The sequence below is a fragment of the Streptomyces europaeiscabiei genome, assembly GCF_036346855.1.
Lineage (GTDB): Bacteria > Actinomycetota > Actinomycetes > Streptomycetales > Streptomycetaceae > Streptomyces > Streptomyces europaeiscabiei.
In genome coordinates this window covers 10,415,028-10,433,388 of the sequence record NZ_CP107841.1, presented here as the reverse complement: position 1 = coordinate 10,433,388, position 18,361 = coordinate 10,415,028, and the positions used below count along the sequence as shown (strand labels likewise).

At 69.4% G+C, this 18,361-nt stretch carries 16 protein-coding genes and 3 pseudogenes; 13 read left to right on the top strand and 6 right to left on the bottom strand.

The annotated features are described in order from the left end of the window. Positions 1-145: 145 nt before the first annotated feature. The 3 genes and pseudogenes from OG858_RS45345 to OG858_RS48420 form a co-directional block, all read right to left on the bottom strand. Positions 146-313 (bottom strand): hypothetical protein, encoded by a 168-nt coding sequence (locus OG858_RS45345; RefSeq protein ID WP_319318209.1) that lies wholly within the window; start codon positions 311-313, stop codon positions 146-148. Positions 314-316: 3 nt separating this feature from the next. After that, positions 317-508 carry a hypothetical protein gene (locus OG858_RS45340; protein ID WP_319318222.1) on the bottom strand — a complete coding sequence of 64 codons (192 nt, stop codon included), beginning with the start codon at positions 506-508 and terminating at the stop codon, positions 317-319. Positions 509-753: 245 nt separating this feature from the next. Then, positions 754-1,258 (bottom strand): annotated as a pseudogene (locus OG858_RS48420) (transposase); the annotation flags it as partial. Between OG858_RS48420 and OG858_RS48590 the strand changes: the two are divergent. After that, a pseudogene (locus tag OG858_RS48590) lies at positions 1,254-1,628 on the top strand (IS701 family transposase); the annotation flags it as partial. The pseudogenes OG858_RS48420 and OG858_RS48590 sit on opposite strands and share 5 nt — an antisense overlap. Before the next feature lie 239 nt (positions 1,629-1,867). After that, a complete protein-coding gene (locus OG858_RS45320) occupies positions 1,868-2,251 on the top strand; it encodes a VOC family protein (protein ID WP_086748772.1) in 384 nt (127 codons plus the stop codon). Between the two features lie 363 nt (positions 2,252-2,614). Here the strand turns inward: OG858_RS45320 and OG858_RS45315 are convergent, their stop codons facing one another. Beyond that, positions 2,615-4,015: a M1 family metallopeptidase gene (locus OG858_RS45315; protein ID WP_319318206.1), complete on the bottom strand. Its 1,401-nt coding sequence runs from the start codon at positions 4,013-4,015 to the stop codon at positions 2,615-2,617. A gap of 413 nt (positions 4,016-4,428) precedes the next feature. On the opposite strand from OG858_RS45315, the gene OG858_RS45310 reads away from it, so the two are divergent. The 4 genes and pseudogenes from OG858_RS45310 (at position 4,429) to OG858_RS45290 (ending at position 11,773) form a co-directional block, all read left to right on the top strand. Further along, positions 4,429-6,855, top strand: coding sequence for an Orn/Lys/Arg family decarboxylase (locus tag OG858_RS45310; protein ID WP_327745676.1), 2,427 nt, complete (start codon positions 4,429-4,431; stop codon positions 6,853-6,855). A 480-nt stretch (positions 6,856-7,335) separates the two neighbouring features. After that, the gene (locus OG858_RS45305) at positions 7,336-9,099 is read left to right on the top strand and encodes a hydroxysqualene dehydroxylase (protein WP_327745675.1); all 1,764 of its coding nucleotides are present in this window, start codon (positions 7,336-7,338) and stop codon (positions 9,097-9,099) included. Between the two features lie 848 nt (positions 9,100-9,947). Then, positions 9,948-10,254: pseudogene (locus OG858_RS45300) on the top strand (NAD(P)-binding protein); the annotation flags it as partial. Between the two features lie 751 nt (positions 10,255-11,005). Then, a complete protein-coding gene (locus OG858_RS45290; protein ID WP_319267270.1) occupies positions 11,006-11,773 on the top strand; it encodes an SDR family NAD(P)-dependent oxidoreductase in 768 nt (255 codons plus the stop codon). Between the two features lie 230 nt (positions 11,774-12,003). Here the strand turns inward: OG858_RS45290 and OG858_RS45285 are convergent, their stop codons facing one another. Next, the gene (locus tag OG858_RS45285; RefSeq protein ID WP_319318520.1) at positions 12,004-12,597 is read right to left on the bottom strand and encodes a TetR/AcrR family transcriptional regulator; all 594 of its coding nucleotides are present in this window, start codon (positions 12,595-12,597) and stop codon (positions 12,004-12,006) included. Positions 12,598-13,170: 573 nt separating this feature from the next. Beyond that, complete coding sequence (locus OG858_RS45280; RefSeq protein WP_086753359.1) at positions 13,171-14,067, bottom strand: helix-turn-helix transcriptional regulator; 897 nt, start codon at positions 14,065-14,067, stop codon at positions 13,171-13,173. A gap of 120 nt (positions 14,068-14,187) precedes the next feature. Here OG858_RS45280 and OG858_RS45275 point away from each other — a divergent pair, with 120 nt between their 5' ends. The 7 genes from OG858_RS45275 to OG858_RS45245 all read left to right on the top strand — a co-directional run bounded on the left by OG858_RS45275 (position 14,188) and on the right by OG858_RS45245 (position 18,239). Then, on the top strand, positions 14,188-14,877 hold the full coding sequence (locus tag OG858_RS45275; protein WP_319267272.1) for a DsbA family protein: 690 nt from the start codon (positions 14,188-14,190) through the stop codon (positions 14,875-14,877). Then, entirely contained in the window at positions 14,874-15,635 is a 762-nt protein-coding gene (locus OG858_RS45270; protein ID WP_328543779.1) for a nuclear transport factor 2 family protein, read from the top strand. The genes OG858_RS45275 and OG858_RS45270 overlap by 4 nt, the downstream gene beginning before the upstream one ends. Before the next feature lie 32 nt (positions 15,636-15,667). After that, the gene (locus OG858_RS45265) at positions 15,668-15,991 is read left to right on the top strand and encodes a MoaF-related domain-containing protein (RefSeq protein ID WP_328543780.1); all 324 of its coding nucleotides are present in this window, start codon (positions 15,668-15,670) and stop codon (positions 15,989-15,991) included. Positions 15,992-16,106: 115 nt separating this feature from the next. Beyond that, positions 16,107-16,274 carry a hypothetical protein gene (locus OG858_RS45260; RefSeq protein ID WP_328543781.1) on the top strand — a complete coding sequence of 56 codons (168 nt, stop codon included), beginning with the start codon at positions 16,107-16,109 and terminating at the stop codon, positions 16,272-16,274. Then, on the top strand, positions 16,268-16,981 hold the full coding sequence (locus tag OG858_RS45255) for a macro domain-containing protein (protein ID WP_328543782.1): 714 nt from the start codon (positions 16,268-16,270) through the stop codon (positions 16,979-16,981). The genes OG858_RS45260 and OG858_RS45255 overlap by 7 nt, the downstream gene beginning before the upstream one ends. Then, a complete protein-coding gene (locus tag OG858_RS45250) occupies positions 16,978-17,862 on the top strand; it encodes an SIR2 family NAD-dependent protein deacylase (RefSeq protein WP_327745671.1) in 885 nt (294 codons plus the stop codon). Before OG858_RS45255 ends, OG858_RS45250 begins: the two co-directional genes overlap by 4 nt. Next, on the top strand, positions 17,859-18,239 hold the full coding sequence (locus OG858_RS45245) for a nuclear transport factor 2 family protein (RefSeq protein ID WP_327725909.1): 381 nt from the start codon (positions 17,859-17,861) through the stop codon (positions 18,237-18,239). The genes OG858_RS45250 and OG858_RS45245 overlap by 4 nt, the downstream gene beginning before the upstream one ends. Positions 18,240-18,361: the final 122 nt, after the last annotated feature.

The following is an 18,361-nucleotide window of genomic DNA, read 5'->3' as shown; positions in this document are numbered from 1 at the left end:
AACTCGGACGGGTGTATCTGCTGTGCAAGGCTTCCAGATGCCCTGCGAGGTCGGTCCTGGGTCCGCGTCGCTGGTTTGAGGTGTGGTGTCTCCGTGGCTCGTTCGCGGATTTGGTGTTGGCCGCCCGGCCTCTCATCTCACTCGGTCATTCCTCCACAGCCATGTCGCCGTAGCGCCGCGCGACCTCGTGGAACGCCTCCTTGGGCCTGCACCCACCGTCGCCGGTCACCGCCACGACCCCGAAGCCGGCCTTGTCCGGGTCGAGACGAGGATCATCGTGATGCGGGAAGTCGGGCATGGCGAAGGTGAACACGAATCAGCCGTGCACGCCCTCCGCGTCGTACTGGTCGATGAGTTCACCGAGGCAGCGGGCCTGGACGGCCTCATCTCGGGGATGGTCGCCGCGGATGCGTGGGGGTACGGCGAACCAGTTGACGATCCAGAAGGAACCGGCTCCCCGCTGTTCGGCTCCGGTGAAGGCACCGCAGCCGAACTCGGTGATGACCACGGGCTTGTCCTGGTCGCGAACCAGGCCGCGCAGGCGGTCCGTGTAGGCGGTGGGCTGCGGCCGGAGCGGTAGAGGCTGACGCCGGCCAGGTCGAACAGCGACCAGTCGACGTGTTCCCACCCGGCCGCAGAGTAGGTGACCGGCCCGCCGAAGCGACGCCGCATGGTGATCACGGCGGTGGTGAGCAGCGTCTCTGATCAGCTTGGAGGTTGTTTTCTCCCGATCTTTCATCCCGTTATTGGTGTTTAATCCAGTGATGTCGTGTTGCGCCAGGAGATGGTGGCTTCGCCGGTGAGGCGGCGGGCCATCAGGTCGGTCATGGCGAGGTGCATCACGGCTTCGGAGCGGGCGGGCACGGTTTCGTGGTCGCGCGTGAGGCGGCGGTGGAACATCAGCCATCCGTACGTCCGCTCCACGGTCCAGCGCTTGGGCAGAGGGGTGAGTCCCCCTGGTTCCGGGGGCGCGTTGGACGATTCCCATGTCGATACCGAGCCGGGCGGCGTGCTCGACGAGGTGCTGGCGGTAGCCGCCGTCGACCCAGACTTGGCGGACCGAGGGGCGGGCGGCCACGACCTGGTCGACCAGGTGGGTGCCGGCGGCGGAGTCCTGCAAGGCTCGCGGCCGTGACCAGCACCGCGAGCAGCGGTCCGAGGGTGTCGGTGACGATGCTCCGCTTGCGACCCACGATCTTCTTCGCCGCGTAGGTGCCCTGCCCGGCGGCCGGACGCCGGTAGAGGTCTTCACGCTCCGCTCCGCCGGCCACGGCGCCCATGGCCTGCGCGAATACGCCTGGGCCCTGGTCCAGCTGCCCGGCGACAGCGACGACGGCTTCGACGAGGCCCTGTTGATCCGCCGTGGCCTCGCCGACGGTGAGCGTGCTTACTACCTCACCCACGCCCCGGCGGGTACTCCGCCGGCGGAGATCGTGCGGGCCGCCGACGCCCGTTGGGCGATCGAAGAGTGTTTCCAGGCCGCGAAGAACGAGGCCGGCCTGGACCACTACCAAGTACGCAGGTACCCGGCCTGGTACCGGCACATCACCCTGGCCATGTCCGCCGCCGCCTACCTGGCCGCCATCCGCGTGACCGCGCACGAGAAAGGGGAGCCGGCCGAGACCTGATCCGACTGAGCGTGCACCAGATCCGCCGGCTGCTGAGTAGATTCGCTCTCACCGTCCGGCACGAGGCCGGCCACATCCTGCGCTGGTCACGCTGGCGCCGACGCCATCGACACCGCGCCCGTCTCAGCCACCACCCCCGCCGAGGCCACCGCCCCCCATAAGCGCGGCTGCAGAAGAAGGCCGCGGGGAAGGCTGTATTCCGGTGGCGGGCGGGGCACCGCTCGGACATGATCGCGCGCATGGTCTCAACGGTGACGAACATAGCGATCGACTGTGCGAACGCATACCGACTGGCGCGGTTCTGGAGCAGTGTGACCGGACATCCGCTCGATCCCGAGGACGAACCGGGTGACGACGAGACCGAAATCATGCTGCCCGGCGGCCCGGCCTTGCACTTCAACGAGGTTCCGGAGCCGAAGTCGGCAAAGAACAGGCTCCATCTGTGTCTGCGCCCGGACACCTCGCGGGACGCAGAGGTTGAGCGGCTGCTGAGGCTGGGTGCCTCCCTGGTCGCCGATCGCCGCAAGCCCAACGGCTGGGGCTGGGTCGTTCTCGCCGACCCGGAGGGCAACGAGTTCTGCATATTGCTGGCCGAATCCGAGCGGGCCGCATTGTCCTCGTGATCTCAGCCCTTGCCTCGATCCCAACGTCCCCCGCGACAAGTGCCGCTGCAGTACTACGCCCTTCCCACAGAGCGCCTCCAGGCGCCCAGCGCAAGGCCCCGGGTGTTGCGAGAACTCAGGTACAACGCTCTCCAGCGGAACCGGGCGGGCCCGCGCCACCCGAAACCCCGCCCTCCCGGCGCATGTTCTGCTCCGACTGCTGCACGGTCCCTGGACCGCGAGCGCGATCACCCTGAACCTCCGCGCTGCCCGTGCCCGGGATACACCGGGTGGACCTGTCGGCGGGGGCGTCACAGGGACGGTCCTGCGGGCCGACCTCGTCGGCTCCGCAGCCGGCGACCCGACAGGCACCGGGATGCACCGTCACCGGATGCGGTGGGTTTCCCAGAACGGGCCGAGGTCCTTGTCCGTCGCCGCCTGTGCGGCCTTCTTGAAGGCAGCCGTGGTGGAGACGCCGTACCAGTGATCCTGGGCGTACCGCTTGAGGACCCGGGCCATGGTGCCGGCGCCGAGGGTGCGTTCCAGGTCGGCCAGGGCGCAGGGCCCGGCCGTGTAGAGGAGGTGGTAGTCACCTCGGTGCTGGGACCAGTAGCCCATCGAGTCGGTCAGCACGGTGCTGTCGTCGGGCCAGTAGACATCCGACCAGCAGTCGCGGGTCTCCCACCCGTAGAAACGGGCGTTGGCGTACTGGGCGAAGCTCTCGTCCAGCCACGGTGAGGTGTACTCGTCGTTGCCGACGATGCCGTACCACCACTGGTGCGCCACCTCGTGGACGACGGCACCGCCCTCCTCGGTGGTGCCGACCAGGACCAGGCCCGGGTATTCCATGCCGCCGCCGAATCGGCTGGTCATCACGAGATCGATCTCGCCGTACGGGTAGCGGCCGAACTCCCTGCCGAAGCGGTCGATCGCGGCGACGGCGTCCGTACGGTTGAGGCGCACCCCCTCGGCAGGTGTGTCGATCGCCCAGTACGACTTCACGCGTACGCCCCCGGGCGTGGTCTGAGTCGCCGTGCGGAACGGGCCCGCCGCCCACGCGAAGTCCCGCACGCGGTGCGCGACGCTCAGCGTGACTGTACGCCCGCGGCCACCGGGAAGGGCACGAGTGCGACCGGTCGCGGGCACCTTCAGTGCTGACGGGTGGTCGAGACGGACCCGGAAGTCGCCCGTCAGCGCGTAGAAACTCTCTCCGAACGCCACGTACGGGTCTAGGTGCCACCCCTGCGCGTCGTGCACGGCGAGCACCGGCAGGGCGTTGCCGAGGAAGCGGTAGGCGCCCTCGCGACCGAAGCGCGCAGTGCGGTCCGGCACGGTGAGGGAGACGTCGAAGGCGACCGACGTCCGCTCGCCGCGCCCGAGCGGCCTGGGCAGGGCGATGCGCAGAGCCGTGCACTGCACGGCGAGCCGGTCCGGCGTGCCACCGTCGACGTTCGACACGGCCACGGGGGAAGGCGCACCGGGCGTGCCGCACTGGTCCTCACCGTTGCCCCACAGGCGCAGGTACACCTCACGCAGCGGCTGACGGGAGGCGTTGCGGAACGACACCCGCTGCCGTCCCGTCCACTGACTGCCGTCGGTGTCGGAGCGCAGGTACACGTCGTAGCGAGCCAGATCCGGCGTCGCGACCCCGGCCGCTCCCCGCCCGGCCGCCGCGCCGGCATCGTGCGCACCTGGGCCCACCGCGGCGAGCAGCACAAGCAGCACGAGCAGGACACCCGTCAGACGACGACCGGACTCGGGCGACCCCATGACCGACAGCGACATGCCATTGGATACTGCCACAACTCGCCGCGCACGAAGCCGACTTGGACGGCTTTCCTGCGGAGCGTGAAGATGTCGGCAGGCGCGCCCCCTCGCGGGCTCCTCCGCGCGCAGCTGCACGCCTGGGCCATGGTGCCCACGCGCGCCCAGCAGGGTCCCGACCGGAAAAGCCGACCGACGGGCTCGAAACACGACCGAACCCGAAGCCGCCCCTCGTCGGCGAGGCACCGGACCGCTTCGCAGGGCGGCCCAGGTGGTGGTGTCGTACGGGGTTGCCGTGTCGGAGATGACATCGCCGGGGCGGGTGAAGCTGGGGTTGTTCCGTCCTGCGGGTGGTTTACGGCCGTGAAGCTGCGGGCTCGGCCGGTCCCCTCGGAGACTGAGCGGGAGCGGCGTGGGCCGCCGGGAGGGGTCTCATGGCGGACAGCAGGATCTTGGTCGCGGTACGGGAACGTCCACAGGATGCGGGTGCCTGTGCCGGTGCCGGTGCCGGTGCCGAGCAGTTGGTACGCATTGGTGAGGCGATCGAGAAGCGGGGGTTCGACGTCCGATGGGCGGTAGGCGTCGCGGACGCCGAGGCTGTGTTGCGGACGGAGGCGGGGCTGAGCGCGGCACTGGTCGCCTGGGAACTTCCGGGCCTAGGGGGTGCGGCCGGAGAGCCCGGTGGCCCCGCGGTGCTGCGCTCCATCGGCCGGCGGTTTCAGAAGTTGCCGGTCTTCCTGGTCATGACCGATGACGGCGTACAGGATTTGCCGCTGTGGGTGTCGGAGTCGGTCGTGGGCTATGTGTGGCCGCTTGAAGACACTCCCGGGTTCGTCGCGGGCCGGATCACCACCGCCGCGCGCGCCTACCAGGATGCCGTTCTGCCGCCCTTCTTCCGGGCGCTGCGCCGCTTCGACGACGCGCACGAGTACTCCTGGCACACCCCGGCCCACTCGGGCGGTGTCGCCTTGCTGAAGTCGCCTGCGGGCCGGGCCTTCCACGACTACTTCGGTGAACGGCTGTTGCGCAGCGACCTGTCGATCTCCGTGGGGGAACTCGGCTCACTGTTCGAACACACCGGCCCGATCGGCGAAGCGGAGCGCAACGCCGCCCGGGTCTTCGGCGCCGGCCTCACCTACTTCGTGCTGCACGGGGATTCCACCTGCAACCGCGTGGTCGGCCATTTCAGCGTCACCCGCGACGAGATCGCGCTGGTGGACCGCAACTGCCACAAGTCGGTGCTGCACGGGCTGGTCGTCTCCGGCGCCCGCCCGGTCTACCTGATCCCCACCCGCAACGGCTACGGCTTGGCCGGCCCCCTGCCCCCGGCGGAACTTGCGGCGGACTCCGTCGTGGCCCGGATCGCCGCGAACCCGCTGACCCAGGATGCCGTGTCGCCCCACCCTCAGTACGCCGTCTTCACCAACTCCACCTACGACGGTCTGTGTTACGACGCTGCGATGGCGGCGCAGGCGTTCGCGACGAGCACACCCCGACTGCACTTCGACGAGGCATGGTTCGCGTACGCCCGCTTCCACCCTCTCTACAGGGGCCGGTACGGCATGTCGGTGGACGAGGACACCTTCCCCGGCCCGGACCGGCCGACGGTGTTCGCGACCCAGTCCACCCACAAGCTGCTGGCCGCGCTCTCCCAGAGCGCGATGGTTCACGTCAAGCCCGCCCCGAGGGCGCCCGTCGAACACGACCGGTTCAACGAGGCGCTGATGATGCACGGCACCACCTCCCCGCTCTATCCGATGATCGCTTCGTTGGACGTGGCCACAGCAATGATGGACGGGCCGCAAGGCCGGTGGCTGATCGACGAGGCCGTGACCGAGGCGGTCCGCTTCCGTCAGGAGATGGTCCGCATCCGGCGCCGTATCGAGGAGGCCGGCGACCGACCGCCATGGTTCTTCGGCGTGTGGCAACCCGAGACGGTCACCGACCCGGCCACCGGCACCCGACTGCCGTTCGACGCGGCCCCAGCCGACCTGCTGCGCACCGAGCCGACATGCTGGCATCTGGAGCCGGGCGCGGCCTGGCACGGCTTCCCGGGACTGACCGACGGCTACTGCATGCTCGACCCGATCAAAGTCACCCTGACCTGCCCGGGTATCGAGGCGACCGGCGCGACCGGCGACTGGGGCATCCCGGCACGAGTGCTCACCGCGTACCTGGCCACCCGGCACATCGTGGTGGAGAAGACCGACAGCTATACGACGCTCGTCCTGTTCTCCATGGGCATCACCAAGGGTAAATGGGGCACCCTCCTCGACGCCCTGATGGACTTCAAGGCCCTCTACGACGAGGACGCCCCCCTGGACCAGGTCCTGCCGGCGCTGGTCGCCGAGCACCCCAGACGATACGCCGGTCAAACCCTGCGCGAGTTGTGCCAGGACATGCACGACCATCTGCGCTCAGTCCGCCTCGTCGACCTGCTGGACACTGCCTTCCAGCAGCTGCCGGAACCGGTCGCTCCACCGCAGCTGTGCTATCAGCGCCTGATCCGCGGTGGCACCCATCGCGTACGGCTGGCCGAGGCGCCGGGCCAGGTGGCCGCCGCCATGATCACCGTCACCCCGCCCGGCATCCCCGTCCTCATGCCCGGCGAGAGCGTCGGGGCCCCCGAGGGCCCGCTGCTGCGCTACCTCACCGCCCTCGAATCCTTCGACCGTCGCTTTCCCGGATTCCGCAGCGAAACCCACGGCGTGACCCTGGATCCCGACACCGGCGACTACCTCATCGAATGCATGCGACCGACAGCCGACGAAAGCGAAAAGACAAGCGCTGCCGCGCAGGAACGCCGCTCCGTCACGCCGGGTCAACGCATGCATCCGAAGGAAACCCATGAGCGGTCCTGACGGGTGAACCGCTCCAGATCGGATCGATGGAGGCTCAAGTGCGGCGGTGACAGTGACGGTGAAGGTGACGAGGTAGATGTTTCCGCACTGTGTAGTAGAGGGTGGCCACGGCACTGAAGTACTCCTGCTTGCCGATGGCCCGCTCCACTGTGCTGCGATCCTTGCACCAGCCCCTGCCGAAGCCCGGCGGCCGTCCGTCGCGTGAACCCCGGCGCAGGCGTGCAGCCTTGCGGTCCTGCTTCTCCAAGATCGTGTAGCGGATGGAATCCGGTCCACCGAGAAACTTCCCCGCCTTCCGGCACGCGACCGGCCCCGGTCGGACCAGATCGGACCAGAAATGCCTTCGCCGCACGCCGTCGGGTGACGTCGAGGTGATGCGGCATCAAGCCAAAGTGACCTACGCTCCGTCGGTCGCCTTCCGAGATCGGTGTGTCGCTCCTATCCTCGTGCGCCAACGGTTACCGACGGTATGGGGTGGCGATGAGCGGCACCACACGCAGAGGGTTCCTGAGTACGGCCGCGGCCGCCGGCGGCGGAGTCGCTCTCGGAACACCCCAGCAGGCCGCGGCCCGGAGCGACGCCGCCCCACAAACCGTGGCCGTACTGGGCGGGGGCGTCGCCGGGCTCACGGCGGCGCACGAGCTCGCCGAACGCGGCTTCCGGGTCACGGTCTACGAACGTAAGGCGCTTGGCGGCAAGGCCCGCAGCATGGACGTGCCGGACAGCGGCACGGGCGGGCGCGATGCCCTGCCCGGAGAGCACGGCTTCCGCTTCATCCCGGGGATCTATCACAACCTGCCCGACACCATGCGGCGCATCCCCTTCCCCGGCAATCCCAACGGCGTCCACGACAACCTCGTCGCCCCCAAGGAGATGCTGTTCGCCCGCTCGGGCGGCCGTGAGGACATCCGGATCCCGCTTCCCTGGCCCGACAGCACCCCGGCCGAGCTCACCCCCGACGAAATCCGCCGGGCCCTCATCTCCGTCCTGGACACCGCCTTCAACCTCCCCCTCCACGAGGCCCTCTACTTCGCCAACCGTTTCCTGGTCTTCCTCACCAGCTGCGACGAACGTCGCGACGACACCTGGGAGCGGACTCCGTGGTGGGAGTTCGTACGGGCCGGGCGGATGTCGTACGACTACCAACGGATCCTCGCCGTCGGCATCACCCGCAACATCGTGGCCACCAAGGCGGAGAACGCCAGCACCCGTACGGTCGGCACGCTCCTGGAGGCGTTCGCCTTCAACCTCCTGGGGCGGGGCGCGGACGGACCACTGGACCGGATCCTCAACGCCCCCACCAACGAGGCCTGGATCGACCCCTGGGTGACCTGCCTGAAGTCACTCGGGGTCGAGTTCCGCATCGGCTGGACCGTACGGGACCTGACCCTGGACGCGGGCCGGATCGCCGCAGTGGTCATCGAGGATCCTGGGGGTGCCCGCCGGACCGTCACCGCCGACCACTACATCTCGGCCATGCCGGTCGAACACGCCCGCCGCACCTGGAACTCCTCCGTGCGTGCCGCCGATCCCCAACTGGCCGAGTGCGACCGGTTGGAGACGGACTGGATGACCGGCATCCAGTTCTATCTGACCGAACGTACGCCGATCCTGCACGGCCATCTCGACCTCATCGACTCTCCCTGGTCACTGACCGCGATCGCCCAGGCCCAGCACTGGCCGGGCCACGACTTCCCTGCCGATTTCGGTGACGGCACGGTCAGGGACTGCCTGTCCGTCGACGTCTCCGAGTGGGATCGGCCGGGCATCCTGTACGGCAAGACGGCCAAGCAGTGCACCCGCGCCGAAGTCGCCCGCGAAGTGTGGGCGCAGTTGAAGGCGGCGCTCAACGACAGCGGCCGTACGGTACTCAAGGACTCCGTGCTGCACTCCTGGTTCCTCGATCCGGCCGTGTCCGGACTCGGCACTGCGAACCCGGTCAACGAGGAACAGCTGCTCATCCACCCGACGGGAACCTTTCACCACCGACCACGGTCGGCCACGAAGATCCCCAACCTCTTCCTGTCCGGCGACTATGTGGCCGTGCCCATCGATCTGGCCACCATGGAAGGCGCCAACACCTCAGCCCGGCAGGCCGTCAACGCCCTGCTGGACGAGATCGGTTCGGCCGCCGAACGATGCACCATCACCCCCCTGTATCGAGCTCCCGAGTTCGAGGCACTCAAACGCCACGACCGCACCCGTTACCTCCTCCGCCTGCCGAATCTCTTCGATCTAGGTTGACCGCATCGCCCAACCCCTCCCCCAGGGCGGGGACTGTCCACGCACGGAGGGCGGAGGGCGGAGGGCGGAGGGCGGAGGGCGGAGGGCGGAGGGCGGACAAGAGAATCACGTCCACCGGGCCGCCGGCTACGTCCGCGAGTCCAGCATCACTCTCGCACCATGGCGCCATGAGTCGGCCGTCCGCCAGGGTTGTTGCAACGTCTTTTGATCCTGCGTGAGTGCTGGTCGGGATAGGCCGAGGAGGTCCAGTGGTCGACGGAAGCTGTCGTAGGACATCTCGCGGAGGCCGGCCGCGATATTCGTGTGGCCGGCGGCTCGCAGTGTGTTGATGGCGAAGCTGCGGAGGTTGGCCATGTTGTCGGGGCCGTGTCCGGTACGGACCGTGGAGGCGTCCTCAGCGAAGGTGGAGTCGCGGACAGGTGGAGCCGGTTCTCGATGATCCACTGCGAGCGGACGATCTTCGTGATGCGGTCGAAGGTGGCTTCACGGCTGGTCAGGTCCGTGATGACGTAGACCGTCTCGCGGCTGTGCTTGCCGGTCTTGCGTGGGGGGCGGTGCCGGACGATCTTCGCGACCTGGACCGCGTGGGGGAAGCCGACGCCGAGGTCGGTGATGGTCAGGGCCTGCACTACGCGAGTTTCCAGGTGCCCGTGTGCGTCGGTGCGGTCCCAGAACTTCACGCTCGCCTTCTGTCAGAGCAGGGCGGCGAGTTGGCCCTGTGCATTCGTGCCCGGCGACAACCGCTTAACCCGACCCCGTGGCCGCAGAGGCCCCCTCCGTGGCCGCGCTGGTCAGTGTCCTCTGAGCGTTGGATGAATAGATTCCTCTCAGCGCCGGCAAATCCTGGTATGAAGGGAGGAAGAATCGTGAGCAGTACTTCCCCTGACACGTGCGTGGTCGGGGCGGGACCTGCTGGGTTGGCAGTCGCCAGGGCGCCGACAGAGCGGCAGCTGCCCTATACGCATCTTGAGCGGCATACGGCGCTCGGCGGTGTGGGATATCGACAGCCCCGGAAGTCCGATGTACGAGTCGGCCCATTTCGATTCGAGCAAGACGCTCTCGGCTTTCGGTGGCCGGCCGATGCCTGACCATTTCGCGGACTACCCCTCGTACCGGCACATTCTGTCCTACAAGGGCCTCGTCAACGACATGTACGTCGACCAGGAGGGCCGCGCCTACGTGGGCAACTTCGGGTTCGACTATCACGCCCTCATCGAGCGACACCCCAATGCCATGCTCTACGCGCCGCCCGGGCCGCCCCGCACGCCGATCGCCTGCTTCTCCCCCGAGGGTGAACTCATCGGCCTGAGCGAGCCGTTGGCGTTCGCCAACGGCCACTTCCCCATCGACGACGGCCGCACGATGCCGGTCGCCGAGACGCTGGCGATGAGGCTCGTGGCGCTGCCGGTACTGGCGGACGGCCGACTGGGCCCGCCGCGCCCCTGGGCCCCCTTGATCGAGCCCTGGCTGTGGAAGGCGGTCACCGCCCCGGGAATCGTCGGCAGCATCACGCGGCGGGTCCCGGCCCTGCTCGATCACCAGGCCATCGCCGACCGCTCCAGCAGCCCCATCGCATCCGACGGCATCGCCCCGGGCAAGGGCGGTACAGTCTGGGTCGCCAACGCGCTGCGCGGCGAATGCGTCCGGGTCGGCCCCGGCGGCACCATCCTGGACCGCGTCGCGACCAGCCAGCGCACGCTCAGCTGCCTGGTCGCGGGCCCCAAGGGCGACACCCTTTACGCAGCGACCATAAGCGACCGACGACCCGCCTCGCGCGCGGGACTCAACGCTTCACGGATCGAGGCGTACGTACTGCCGTCCTGACCACGGACCCGTGGGCCCCCGGCCCTCTTCCCCTTCTCCCGCGTCCCGCGCCGCTCGCCGTACCTTCGAGAACAGGAAAACCATGGCAAAGATCACCGATCGTACGATTCTCATCGTCGGCGCGTCCTCGGGTATCGGCGCGGAAGTGGCGCGCCAACTCGCTCCCGGCAACAACCGGTTGGTCGTCACGGCCCGGCGCGCCCCCGAACTGGCCGGCATCGCGGAGCAGGTACGGGCCGCCGGCAGCAGCTGCCTTGACATCCCCGCCGACGCCCTCGACCCACGGGCGGCGGCCGACGTGGTGACGGCCGCCACCGTGGAGTTCGGATCCGTCGACATCGCGCTGCTCAACGCCGGTGACGGACCGGACATGCCCATGGACCAGGTATCCGTCGCCGACGTCTCACGCATGATGGCGTTGAACTACGACGTCGTCGTCAACTACCTCATTCCGCTGACCGAACAGATGCTGCGGCAGCGCGACGGCGGCCTCATCGCCCACACGAACTCCCTCGCGGGACTCATGGGCATTCCTCGCCAGGGCCCGTACTCGGCCGCCAAGGCCGCCGCACGCACCCTCCTGGACGCGGCGCGTGTCGAACTCGAACCCCGAGGAATCCGGTTCACCAACATCCATCCGGGCTTCGTGGCCACAACACGCATCAGCGAGGACGGACTGCCCAAACCGTTCGAGATCAGCGAGGAACGCGGCGCACGGCATGTCATACGCGCCCTGGAGAAGGAACCGGCCCAGGCGCACTTCCCCTGGCCCACAGCCACCCTGGTCCGCACCCTGCGTACGCTGCCGACGCCTCTCGCCTCCCTGATACTGCGGAAACTGGCCTACTGACAGAGCCTTTGGCCCGATACGCGACGAAGCCGCCCACGCGGCGGCGGGAGTGCGAGATCCTCACCGCCGCCCGACTTGACTGCACGGGGGTCCCGCGGGCAGACGGCGCTGCGGGGCGGCCGGCCGTCGTCCGCCGCGTGGCCGGCGGCGGGTTCCCGACGCCCCGCCGTCCCATGGAGGAGGTGACCTTGCGCAGGTGGACCGTGCAGGTCAGGCTGCGGTCGCTGGGCTCAGGCCTCCCGGGGCCGGGTGTGCTGGAGGAGGTGATCGGCAAGCAGTTCGAGGGCCGCCCGGCTGTCATCGCTGTTGCGGTCGACGAGCCAGGTGATGTTGAGGCCGTCGATGGTCGACTGCAGGTACCGCGCGAGCACCGGTACAGGCACCGTCCACTCGATCCCGGCATTGTCGGCGGCCAGTTCGAGGAGGGAGGCGAACGCGCTCAGGAAGATCTCGTACTGCCGTCTGGCCACGTTCTCGAAGCCGGGATTGCGCAGCGCGTACTGCGTGAGCTCGTAACTGATCTGGTGTTCCCGCGGGTTCGCCTCGAACCCTTTCCAGAACGCGTGCAGGCTGTCGAGGATGCTGTCGCGGATCTCCCGGTGCGGCGTGAACAGGCCGCGGGCCTCCGTGACGTACCGCTCGGTGAGCGTCTGCGTGACGACTTCGAGCAACTGCTCCCTGGAGTCGAAGCAGTAGTGGAACACCCCGAGGGGCATGCCGGCCTCATTCACGATCGCGCGGGTGGTGGCCTTGGCCACGCCGTCCCGTGTCATGACCCGGATCGCCGCTTCGAGGAGCTCGGCCCTCCGGTCGCTCGCCGCCATGCGGGGCACTCGCTCTCCTCTCTTCACCTGCGGGTTCGCCCGCCAGGATAGCGGTGGGCAGGTGCCCGGCCCAAGAGATGTGGGTCCGTCATCCAGGACGCTTGACTCACGTGCGCGCGGCTGTGGTTACTGACTCCGCCCGGCCACGGCGTCATGGTGAGGCCGGTTCCGGCGTGACAGCCGTCCCTGCCGTTGCTGCGGTACTGGATCTGGCGGAGGCCCTGCCGAAGGGGTTGCATCAGGTGGTCGGGGTCGGTGAACCGTGACTTGATCCGCGACAGCGCCCAGGTCCGGTCGGCCGTGCGCCACCGGCCCCCTCGCCTGCGCGCTCGGCCGACCGTCACAACGGCTGCCTCGCCCCGGTCACGTCGCCCACGCCTGCGACCGGCACAGAGCCGTTTCCCCCACTGCGTGGTTCGCAGAACCTTGGCCGCAGCGTCGGCCGGCGTGGGCCGTTGGGCAGGGCATCGACAGCCGCCGGCCTGCAGCTCCGGTGTCCGTCCCCTGCAGCCGGCAGGCGTGGGTCGGCAGCGCATCGGTGTCGAGAACGGCGAGTACGGCGGAACGGATGTCTCACCTCGGGGTGTGCCCGCGGACCGTGTCGCGGAAGGTGATCGGGGTCTGGCCGGTGCGCTGATGGAAGTACTTGCTGAAATGGGTGGCGCTGGAGAAGCCGAGACGGTCGGCGATTCGGGCGGCACTCTGATCGCTGTGGGCCAGAAGGCGCTTGGCTTCGAGGACGACACGGCGGTCGATGAACTCCTTGGCGCCGAGGCCGGCCGAGGCGAGGGTGGCGCGCGCGAGGGTGCGGGCCGAGTAGCCGAGCACTTCGGCGTAGTCCTCGACCCGGCGGGTGCGGGCGAAGTCCTTTTCCACCGCGTCACGGAAGCGCAGGTAGGTGGCGTCGGGGTCGGGGGCGGGGCTGCCGACAGGCCCGGTGAGGTGGGCCAGTCGCAGGACGAGGACGGCAAGAAGGTGGCGCAGCGCCGTGGTGTGGATCTCCAGGGGCAGGCGTCCCAGGGCGTGGAACTCGGCGGCGAGATGGTCGGCGGCCAGTCGCAGGACCTGGGCGTCCTCGGGCAGGGGCCTGCGCACGATCGGCGCGTGCGGGTCCTCTGTGCGGGCGCCGGCAGTGGTGGCCGGGTCGAGGACATCCTGGCGGAACAGGATCAGGGTGCCCTCGGCTTGGGTGAGGTCGCCCCACTGCTGAACCTGCCCGGGGCGAACCCACAGCCATGAGCCGGGTTCGAGGGCGTAGGCGGTGAAGTCGACCGTGTGCCACAGGGTTCCGCCGGTGAGGGTGACCAGGTGGTGGAAGTCCGGGCGCTGGGGGGCCGAGAGCCGCTCGCCGGGTACGCGGTGGCGCAGGTCGGCCAGGGACAGCACTTCGACGCCGACGGGGGTGCCGACGGGTGCCGCGAAGGAGACCTCCCGGATGCCCCGGTCGAGATCATGTCGGTTTTTGACCATCACTGGTCGCCAGCGTATCTGATTCAACCTGTTCAACCACCTTAATTTGGAGATGCCAGCCCGTCCGGCATCAATCGATGTCGGAAAGCAGTAAGCGAGCAGTAAGAGAGGAGGCATGTGATGTCTTCGGCGGAACGGGCCTCCCTGACATACGCCTTCGACGCGTACTGCGCCTGGTGCTACGGCTTCGGCCCCACCCTGCGGGCCTTCGCCGAGGACAACGCTCACCGCATCCGGATCGGCGTCGTCTCGGCCGGCCTCTACACCGGTGCCCGGGCGCTGCCGGTGTCCGCCTATCCGCACCTGTCGGCCGAACGCGGCAACATCGCGCGGCTGACCGGGGTCGCCTTCGGCACGGGCCACGACCGTGCTTTGTCGCGGGGGACGACCGTGCTCGACTCCGCCGCCTCGGCGGCGGGGCTGGCAGCGCTGCGCGACCAGCCCGGAATCAGCGAACTGGACGCGGCCGAGGCCATGCAGCGGGCGTGGTTCGTCGACGGCCGCAGCCTGTCCGACGCCGAGGTCTACCGGGACATAGCCGGCGAACTCGGCCTGGACGCGGACGCCGTGACTGCGGCGTACAGCGCCCCGGCCGGCCGGGTGAAGGCCCGCGCCGACTTCCGTGCGCTGCGCCGCCTGCGCGTCCGCTCCTATCCGACTCTGCTGCTGGACACCGCGCACGGCGCCGACCAGATGGGTGGCGCGGGCTCCACAGCCGCTTCCCTGACCTCCGCACTCGACCAGCGGCTGACCACGACCGTCCCCCAAGTCCCCATCCACGACCTGCCCTCACAGGGAGAACCGTCATGAGCAACGCCAAGAACACCGTCCTGAGCGCCGCCGGCGAACTGTTCGGCGACAAGGACCCGAGCGCGGTGGACCGCTGGGTCGCCGCTGACTACACCCAGCACAGCACCCTGGCCGCCGACGGCCCCGAGGCCCTGCGCCAGCTGGTCGCCGGCCTGCCGGAAGGCTTCCGCTACGAGGGCGCCCGGGTGATCGCCGACGGCGACCTGGTCGCCCTGCACGGCACGTACCACGGCTTCGGCCCCGACCCGCTGATCGCCTTCGACGTGTTCCGCGTCGACGCCGACGGCAAGCTCGCCGAGCACTGGGACGCCCTGACCCCGCTGGTCGCCGACACCGCCTCCGGGCGCTCGCAGACCGACGGCCCCACCGAGGTCGCCGCGCCCGGGGAGACCGAGGCCAACCGGGCCCTGGTCGCCGAGTTCTCGCAGAAGGTCCTGGTCGGCGCCGACTACTCGGTGCTCACCGACTACATCTCCACCGAGACGTACCACCAGCACAACCCGGAGGCCGCCGACGGCCTCGACGGCTTCGGCGCCGCCGCCGGAAAGTGGGCCGAGCAGGGCAAGAACCTCGTCTACAAGACGATCCACAGGGTCATCGCCGAGGGCGACTTCGTACTGCTCCAGTCCGAGGGCGAGTTCGGCGTAGCCGTCGCGTACTACGACCTCTTCCGCGTCCAGGGCGGCAAGATCGTCGAGCACTGGGACGTCATCGCCCCGATCCCGGCCGAGCTGCCCCACGGCAACGGCCTGTTCTAGAGCCGCACACCGCCAGCACGGAGAAGAACGCGATGAGTGAGCTCACCTACGCAGGGAAGACCTTCGTCTTCCGCGTCGACAACGGGGACGTCTTCCGCAACACCTACGCGGCCGACGGCACCACGCTCCACTACGAGACCGTCGAGGGCCCGACCAAGGGCTCCGAGGAGACCGTCACCCTCCACCCCGCCGAAGTGGCCCCCGGCCTGTTCATGGTCGGCTGGGTCGAGAAGTCCGGCATGACGGTCACCCACCTCCTGAACCTCGACGCCCTGACGGTCCACGCCTTCTGGACCTACGAGACGGGCGACGGCCGCGTCGCCGAACTGCACACCGGAACCCTCGAACCCGTCTGAGAGCCCTCACCCGCCGCCGTGCCTTCACCGACCCGGGAGTGGGGGCGCGGCGGCGTGCCGTTCGGCGAACCCATCCCCTTCGACCTGTCACGTGCCCACTGCCCGGAGGACCACCGTGTGCCCTACCCCGACCCTGCCCCCGGCCCCGGCCGCGCTGCCACTGCCTGCCTACCGCGCCGCCATCGCCTTGGACGAGCCGTTCGGGCCCGACGCCGGCCACGACCCGGAGCAGCGGACCGGATCGACGATGCCGCTGCCCGCCGGCTCCTGCGCGCCGTGCTGACGGTCCGGCAACCGGACCCACTGCCCACCCGGGCCGCCCGCGTCCTGGACGCGCTCCTGGCCGGCGAACGCCTGGCACGCGACACCACCGACGCAGCCTCGCTGCCCACCGTCCGCGACACGCTTCCCCACGCCGCCTACCGGGCCGCCGACCGTACGGTGCTGTGGCAGGGCGACATCACCACCCTCGGCGCGGACGCCGTCGTCAACGCCGCCAACAGCGCCCTGCTCGGCTGCTTCGCACCGATGCACCCGTGCATCGACAACGCCCTGCACGCCGCGGCCGGCCCCCGCCTGCGCACCGACTGCCACACGATCATGTCCCTGCAGGGACACCCGGAGCCGACCGGCACAGCCAAGATCACCCGCGGCTACCACCTGCCGGCCCGCTACGTCCTGCACACCGTCGGCCCGATCGTCGACGGCCCCGTGCTCTCGGAGCACCAGCAGGCGCTGGCCGCCTCCTACCGTGCCTGCCTCGACCTCGCCGCCGAAGCGGGCGGCATCCGCAGCCTCACGTTCTGCGGCATCAGCACCGGCGTCTTCGGCTACCCCAAGGCGCCCGCCGCCCGCATCGCCCTGGACTCCGTGGCCGAGTGGCTCGACCTGCATCCCGGACGGCTCGACCGCGTGATCTTCAACGTGTACGCGGACGACGACCGCGCCGCCTACCTCCAGGCACTGACCGAAGGAACCCAGCCCCGATGAACGAGTCCGCCTTCGACCTGGAAGCCGCCGCCGGAACACTGCGCACCTGGCTCGGCGAGGCCGACCGGGTCCTGATCACCGCCGGGGCCGGACTCAGCGCCGCCGCCGGATACGACTACGGCGACGAGGACCGCTTCCGGGAACTCTTCCCCGCCCTGCACCGCCTCGGCCTGCGCTCCCGCTACCTCGTCGGCGTACCGCTGCCGCCCGAGCTGTGGTGGGGCTACTGGGCCGTACACATCGACGACATCCGCTTCTCCCCGGACCCCAACCCCCTCTACCAGCGGCTGAGTTCACTGGTCGGCGACAAGGACCACTGGGTGATGACGTCCAACGTGGACGCCCTCTTCGCCCGGGGCGGCTTCGCCCCCGACCGAGTCTTCACCCCGCAGGGCGACTACGGCCGCTACCAGTGCACCACCCCCTGCACCCCGGCCACCTTCGACAGCCGCCCCCTCGTCGCACAGCTCCTCGCCGCGTACGACCCGGCCACCGGCGCCGTCACCGGCCCCCTGCCCAGCTGCCCGAACTGCGGCGGCGAGGTCGAGATCAACGTCCGCATCGGTCCCGAGTTCGTCGACGGCCGCTATCTCTCCGCGGGCCGCCGACTCCAGGACTGGCTGACGACCGCCCCCGCCGGCGCCCGCCTGCTCATCCTCGAATTCGGCGCCGGTTTCAACACCCCTGGCGTCATCCGGTGGCCGGGCGAACAGCTCACCCGCCAGATCCCCAACGCACGCCTCGTACGCGTCAACCCCACCCACCCCGAAACCCCCGCCGACCTCGTCGGCCGGACCCTGTCCGTCCCGGTCGGGGCCGACGACCTGATCGACGCCCTCACCGTGCCGCACCCGGCACCCGACCCTACGGTGGCACCATGAGCGACCCGGAGAAGAACAAGGCAACGGCTCAGGCGTTCTACGACCTGATGTTCAACCAGTGCCGCCCCGCAGAGGCCATCGCCCAGCACGCCGGCGACACCTACATCCAACACAATCCGCATGTCGGCGACGGCAAAAAGGCGTTCATCGACTACTTCGAGCGCATGGCCGCCGAGTACCCGGGCAAGCGCGTGGAGGTCAAGCGCGCCTTCGCCGAAGGCGACCACGTGATCCTGCACTGCCACCAGACCTGGCCCGACGAGGAGTACGCCGGCATCGACATCTTCCGTTTCGACGCAGACGGCAAGATCGTCGAACACTGGGACGTCCTCCAGGTGATCCCACCCACCTCCAGGAACGACAACACCATGTTCTGAGCCTCGCCCGGCGCGCCGCACTGCAACGCTCACGCAACCACCGACGGCCGCCCCACACACAGGCAGGCGGAGAGCCGGCCGACCGGTTCAGTCGTCGCGACGAACAGCGCAGGTTCCGAACA

Excerpts from the sequence above, each read along its gene's own strand:
- OG858_RS45320 (WP_086748772.1), top strand. The coding sequence starts at position 1,868 with ATGGTCTCAACGGTGACGAACATAGCGATCGACTGTGCGAACGCATAC.
- OG858_RS45315 (WP_319318206.1), bottom strand. The coding sequence starts at position 4,015 with ATGTCGCTGTCGGTCATGGGGTCGCCCGAGTCCGGTCGTCGTCTGACG.
- OG858_RS45310 (WP_327745676.1), top strand. The coding sequence starts at position 4,429 with ATGGCGGACAGCAGGATCTTGGTCGCGGTACGGGAACGTCCACAGGAT.
- OG858_RS45305 (WP_327745675.1), top strand. The coding sequence starts at position 7,336 with ATGAGCGGCACCACACGCAGAGGGTTCCTGAGTACGGCCGCGGCCGCC.
- OG858_RS45290 (WP_319267270.1), top strand. The coding sequence starts at position 11,006 with ATGGCAAAGATCACCGATCGTACGATTCTCATCGTCGGCGCGTCCTCG.
- OG858_RS45285 (WP_319318520.1), bottom strand. The coding sequence starts at position 12,597 with ATGGCGGCGAGCGACCGGAGGGCCGAGCTCCTCGAAGCGGCGATCCGG.
- OG858_RS45280 (WP_086753359.1), bottom strand. The coding sequence starts at position 14,067 with ATGGTCAAAAACCGACATGATCTCGACCGGGGCATCCGGGAGGTCTCC.
- OG858_RS45275 (WP_319267272.1), top strand. The coding sequence starts at position 14,188 with ATGTCTTCGGCGGAACGGGCCTCCCTGACATACGCCTTCGACGCGTAC.
- OG858_RS45270 (WP_328543779.1), top strand. The coding sequence starts at position 14,874 with ATGAGCAACGCCAAGAACACCGTCCTGAGCGCCGCCGGCGAACTGTTC.
- OG858_RS45265 (WP_328543780.1), top strand. The coding sequence starts at position 15,668 with ATGAGTGAGCTCACCTACGCAGGGAAGACCTTCGTCTTCCGCGTCGAC.
- OG858_RS45250 (WP_327745671.1), top strand. The coding sequence starts at position 16,978 with ATGAACGAGTCCGCCTTCGACCTGGAAGCCGCCGCCGGAACACTGCGC.
- OG858_RS45245 (WP_327725909.1), top strand. The coding sequence starts at position 17,859 with ATGAGCGACCCGGAGAAGAACAAGGCAACGGCTCAGGCGTTCTACGAC.